Annotated in this window: 4 protein-coding genes and 1 pseudogene; 2 read left to right on the top strand and 3 right to left on the bottom strand. The window is 74.5% G+C overall.

What is annotated here, in order from left to right; genetic code table 11:
* The first annotated feature begins 278 nt into the window (after positions 1-278).
* Positions 279-1526: a phosphatidylserine decarboxylase gene (locus JNW87_RS34295; protein WP_109803450.1), complete on the top strand. Its 1248-nt coding sequence runs from the start codon at positions 279-281 to the stop codon at positions 1524-1526.
* Positions 1527-1584: 58 nt separating this feature from the next.
* On the opposite strand, the gene JNW87_RS34300 is transcribed toward JNW87_RS34295, so the two are convergent.
* From JNW87_RS34300 to JNW87_RS34310, 3 genes are all read right to left on the bottom strand, one after another.
* A complete protein-coding gene (locus JNW87_RS34300) occupies positions 1585-2499 on the bottom strand; it encodes a phosphatidylcholine/phosphatidylserine synthase (RefSeq protein ID WP_109803449.1) in 915 nt (304 codons plus the stop codon).
* A 346-nt stretch (positions 2500-2845) separates the two neighbouring features.
* A complete protein-coding gene (locus tag JNW87_RS34305; RefSeq protein WP_238455114.1) occupies positions 2846-3745 on the bottom strand; it encodes an NUDIX domain-containing protein in 900 nt (299 codons plus the stop codon).
* 137 nt (positions 3746-3882) lie between these two features.
* Positions 3883-4830 carry an NUDIX hydrolase gene (locus JNW87_RS34310; protein WP_109804416.1) on the bottom strand — a complete coding sequence of 316 codons (948 nt, stop codon included), beginning with the start codon at positions 4828-4830 and terminating at the stop codon, positions 3883-3885.
* A gap of 144 nt (positions 4831-4974) precedes the next feature.
* Here JNW87_RS34310 and JNW87_RS34315 point away from each other — a divergent pair.
* Positions 4975-5204: pseudogene (locus tag JNW87_RS34315) on the top strand (PspC domain-containing protein); the annotation flags it as partial.

A 5204-nucleotide genomic window follows, 5' to 3' on the forward strand; every position in this document is an offset into this window, starting at 1 on the left:
CGGAGCCGGCCCGGCGGCGGGCCCGGACGGCGAGGAGCGGTAACCGGGCCGAGCGCGGCGGTGCGGGGCTCCTCCGGCGGCGCATATGCTGACCGGTGGAGATCTCGCCTCCGCCGGCCGGCCCACGCCGTGGGGCCTCGGCCGCGGCCGGGCCGCCACGTCGCCGGGTTCCGCCCGGACCCGGTGGTCCCGGTCGCCGAGCCTCGTCCCCGGCCGACCAGGTCGCCGTGGCGGTCCCACCGCTTTCCCGTCTCTACCCCGTCAGGAGCCCGTCCGACATGACCCAGTCCCCCGCCGTGCGCACCGCCGGCGCGTCCGGTCCGGTCCGGATCGGCGAGCGCGCCGCCCGTACCCTCGTCAGCGAGCTCGCCCGGCGCAACGACCCGAAGGCCGCCCTGCTGGTCGGCGCGGCTGCGGAGTCCGCGGTCCTGGCCGCGGCGATCGAGGCGCTGCTCCCCGGCGACCGGCTCACCGTCGTGCCGGCGGAGGGGTCGTCCGCCGCCGCGCTCCGCGAGCACGTGTCGGCCCAGGGCCGTTGGGTCGCCGACCGGGTACGCGTGGTCGACACCCTCGCCGAGGCCGACGCCGCCGAGGTGGTCATCGCCGCCGAGCCGTTCACCGGCACCGCCGACGAGGCCCGGACGGCCGTCGACGGGCTGTCGAAGTACCTGTCCGACGCCGCGGTGCTGAGCGTGGCCGCGCCGCTCTTCCGGACCGAGGGCGCCGGCACCGAACTGGATCGGCAGGGCGTGCTGCACGGCGTCCGCACCGACCTGGTGCTGCGCAACTCCCCGCCGGTCCGGGTGCACCACCTCCGCTTCACGCCGGCCAGCGCCGCGGTGGCCGCCCGGCTGGCGCCGGCGTACCGGCCGTCCAGCGTGCCGCTGACCCGGAGCATGCACATCGACTCGAACGGCGTCGCCGCGGCCGGCATCAGCCTCGGGCTCGCGGCGCTGGCCCGGGTGGCCCGCCCGAAGTCGAAGCTCTGGCTGCTGCCGGCGCTGGCCGCCGCCCCGGTGGCCGCCTTCTTCCGGGACCCGGAGCGGGACGTGCCGGAGGACCCGTCGGCCGTGGTCGCCGCCGCGGACGGTCAGGTCCTCTCGGTGCAGCGGCTGCACGACGAGCGCTTCGGCGAGGGCGAGTGGCTGCGGCTCGCGGTCTTCCTCTCCGTGCTGGACGTGCACGTCAACCGCGCCCCGGTCGCCGGGAAGGTGGTCGACTACTTCGTCGCCGACGGCGGCTTCGTCAACGCGATGAAGCCGGACGCCGAGCACAACGTGGCGGCGTACACGGTGCTGGAGACCGAGCACGGCACGGTGGTGGTCGCGCAGCGTACCGGCCTGATCGCCCGGCGGATCGTGCAGCGGGCCCCGGTCGGCGCCCTGCTGGCCAAGGGCGAGCGCTTCGGGCTGATCCGGTTCGGCTCGCGGACCGACGTCTACCTGCCGGCGGACGCCGCCGAGCCGCTGGTCGGCCCCGGCGACAAGGTGGTCGGCGGCTCGACGGTGATCGCCCGCTGGGTCTGACCGTGGAGACACGAAAAAGGGGCGCCGCGAGTGCGGCGCCCCTTTTCGATGGCTCGGATCAGGCGGTACGGCGCTGGTGCAGCCAGAGCAGCGGGCCGCTGACCAGGTAACCCACCACCACCAGGGCGAAGGTGAGCCGGATGTCGACCAGGGCGCCGACCACCGGGGCCAGCCAGAGCCACGGCGGCAGCTTCACCAGCCGGGCGAGCTTCGCGTACGGGAAGCTGGAGACCATCGCGAAGGCCAGCAGGGCCACCCCGCCGACCAGCACCAGGCCGGAGACCGGCAGCCCGATGGCCACGGTCAGGGCCAGCACGGCCGCCGCCATGGTGGTCGGTACGCCGCAGAAGAACCGGCCGTCCTTCGGCGAGACGTTGAACCGGGCGAGCCGGATCGCGGCGCAGGCCGCGACGAGGGCGCAGGCCACCGCAGCGGCGGCCGCCGACACCGAGCCGGCCAGCGAGGCGTAGACCACCACCGGGGCGGCGAGGCCGAACGAGCACATGTCGGCCAGCGAGTCCATCTGGGCGCCGAACGGGCTGGCCACGCCGAGCTTGCGGGCCAGCGCGCCGTCGAGACCGTCGAACACGACGCAGGCGATCAGGCAGAGCGCCGCGACCCGCACCTCGCCCTGCATGGCCAGGAAGATGGCCAGCATGCCGAGCATCAGGCTGCTCAGGGTGCAGCCGTTGACCACCGCGAACTTCATCCGGCGGGCGGCGGTGCGCTCGCCCGGCAGGAGCGGGATCGACATCGCCGTCGCGTCGTCGTCGACCGCCGACGTGGGGGCGAGCGCCGGGCTGACCGGCATGATGGCCTCGACCTCGGCGCGGTTGAACCGGCCGTAGCGGCGACGCTGCCGGTCGGCGTAGCGGTGGTCCGGAACGACCAGGTCGGCGCCGGGGACGGCGTCGTCCCGTCGGCCCACCCGGACCAGCAGCACCTGGCGGGCGAACGTGCTGCTGCGGCGCAACCGGCCCGCCCAGCGACGCCCTGCGGGGCGCGGACTGTCAGTCGTACGACGCCGGCGCCATGGGGCTCTCGGCACGTTTCCTCCATCACCGGATCGGCTGACCCGCCACCAGGGCGGGCTGTCCGGCTGTCTCGTGCCGGACCTTGCTGGTCCGGCAGCCCGTTTTGCGGAGTACACCATTGCACAAGGGAAAGGGGCTTGGCGATAGCTGCCGGCGGTACTTATAGCTCTCTTAACCGCACGAACCGCTCTCTTGTTCCCAACTCGGGCTCCATCGCCCGTTTCTTCCACCAATCCCAGCTAACGACTGTACCGGAGCGAGCCCAGGGCGCTCGGCGAGCGGGTGCTATCGACCTCGACGTCCGGTTGCCAGCGCGGCCACGTCGGTCAGCCGCAAGCCGTTGACCTGCTCCGGAAGGAACCAGGCGGCCCGGGCGGTGGACCCGCCGGCGAGCTCCGTCACCACCGCCTCGGTCGGGGCGTCCACCAGCACCCGGTAGATCACCCGCACCCCGTGCCAGTCCAGCGGCCGCCCCTCCGGCCCGAGCGCGGCCGGATTGTGCAGGTTGTCGACGGCCAGCAGCTCGACCACCCGGCCGAGCTGGCCGGCCTCCTCGACCAGCTCGCGGAGCAGCCCGGCGGCCGGCTGCTCGCCGTGGTCGGTGCCACCACCGGGCAGGTGCCACTTGCCGGCACCCGGGTACCCCTCGGCGATCATGGTGAGCAGCACCCGCCCCGCCGGGTCGGTGACCAGCCCGTACGCGGCGAAGCGCTGCCGCCGGTCGGTGGGCGCCGGCCCGAACGGCGCCCGGGCGGTCCGCGCGGGCAGCGGGTCGACCGGCAGGCCGAGCAGCTCCGCGGTGAACGGCAGCAGCGGCAGCCCGGCCGCCTCGGCGGGGGTGAACCAGGCCGCCAGGTCGCTGGTCCGGTCGACCTCGTCCCGGAGCGTCCCTGCGGTGGGCGTGACGTCGAAGATGATCCGATCGGTGTGCAGGGCGACCTCGAGGTCGGGGTACCGGGTCACGTCCGCCACGGCGTCCCGGAGCCCGGCCACCGCCACGGTCAGCCCGGTCTCCTCGGCGAACTCCCGCACCACCGCGGCCTCGGGATGCTCGGCGTGGTCGAGCCCACCCCCCGGCAGCTGCCACACCCCCGGAAAGTCCGCGGTGGCCGACCCCCGCACGAGCAGCACCCGCTCCCCGTCCCGGCACACCCCGTACGCCCCGATCCGCCGCCGCTCCTCCATCAGCCCCCCTGCTCCCACTACCCGACCCACCGTTCCCGTCGATCATGAACCTATTGCCCGCCGGCACGGCGTGTCGGGACAACAACTTCATGATCACCGGAAGGGCAGGCGGGTGGGAGCGCAGAGTGGGGTGAGGGTTAGAGGAGTTGGGCGGCCTGGACGGCTTCGGCGGTGACCTCGGTGAGGCGGTCGGTGGGGAGGGCGCCGAGCTCCTCCCGACGGAACCAGCGGGCCTCGCAGGTGGAGCCGCCGACGTCGGCCACGGTGGGCGGGGCGGGCTGGTCGACGACCACCCGGTAGAAGGCGCGCACCCCGTGCCAGTCGATCGGGTAGCCCTCGGGGCCGAGCGAGGCGGCGTCCCGGTGGCTGGCCACGCCGAGCAGCTCGACCAGGCGACCGGTCTGCCCGGTCTCCTCGACCAGCTCCCGGATCAGCGCCGCGCCCGGCTGCTCGCCGTAGTCGGTGCCGCCGCCTGGCAGGTGCCAGCAGCCGGCGCCCGGGTAGCCGTCGGAGACCCGGGTGAGCAGCACCCGCTCCTCCGGGTCGGTGACCACGGCGTACGCGGCGAAGCGCTGCGCCCGGTGCAGTCCGTCCGGGCCGGGCACCGCGTAGAAGGAGGGGAACTCGGGGACCTCCTCGGGCACCACGTCGGCCGAGGAGGCGGGGAGCCCCAGGGTGCGCGCGGTGAACGACCGCAGCGGCAGCCCCCGGGCCTCGTCCAGGGTCACCCAGCGGACCAGGTCGGTCGGGCGGTCCACCCGGTCGGTCAGCGTCCCGCCGCGCACCGAGACCGTGTAGAGCAGGCGGTCGGTGTGCAGGGTGATGCCGCGCTCGGGCAGCGCCCGCATGTCGGCGAGCACGTCGGCCAGCCCGGAGACGGCGACCGAGATGCCGGTCTCCGCCGCGGTCTCGCGGACGACGGTGTGCTTCGGGTCCTCGCCGTGGTCGACCGCCCCGCCGGGCAGCGACCAGCTGCCCGGGGTGCCGGAGCGCTCCGATGCGCGGACCAGCAACACTCGGCCGTCTTGATCAGCACAAACTGCGTATGCCGCGATCCTGCGGAGCGGCTCCAGCAAGGTGGTCACGGGAGGCAATTCTCCCCGCGCCGGGTTACCTCCATCGAAAAGAGTCGGATTCCTGACTCATCGCTGGCGCCTCAGGGATCGATCAGGGTAGGAGTCCGGGCGGTCACCGAGGCCGTCCGCCGGCCGGCGAGCGACCGTGGGGACATGACCTCCACGAGCACCCCTCAGGCCCCGTACAAGCAGCTCCGCCGACCGACCACCGACCGCATGGTGGCCGGCGTGGCCAGCGGCCTCGGCCGCTACCTCGCCGTCGACCCCACCCTCGTCCGGGTGGTCTTCGCCGTCGCCACCCTGCTCACCGGCGGCTTCGCCGCGCTGGCCGTACCCGATCATGTGGTTCCTGATGCCGGAGGAGCCGGCCAGCGCCCCCCGCC

Origin of the sequence: Micromonospora sp. ATA51, assembly GCF_016802855.1 — a bacterium.
In the GTDB taxonomy this organism is placed as follows: Bacteria; Actinomycetota; Actinomycetes; order Mycobacteriales; family Micromonosporaceae; genus Micromonospora; species Micromonospora sicca.

Coding starts and splice junctions, on each gene's coding strand:
- JNW87_RS34295 (WP_109803450.1), top strand. CDS start 279: ATGACCCAGTCCCCCGCCGTGCGCACCGCCGGCGCGTCCGGTCCGGTC.
- JNW87_RS34305 (WP_238455114.1), bottom strand. CDS start 3,745: ATGGAGGAGCGGCGGCGGATCGGGGCGTACGGGGTGTGCCGGGACGGG.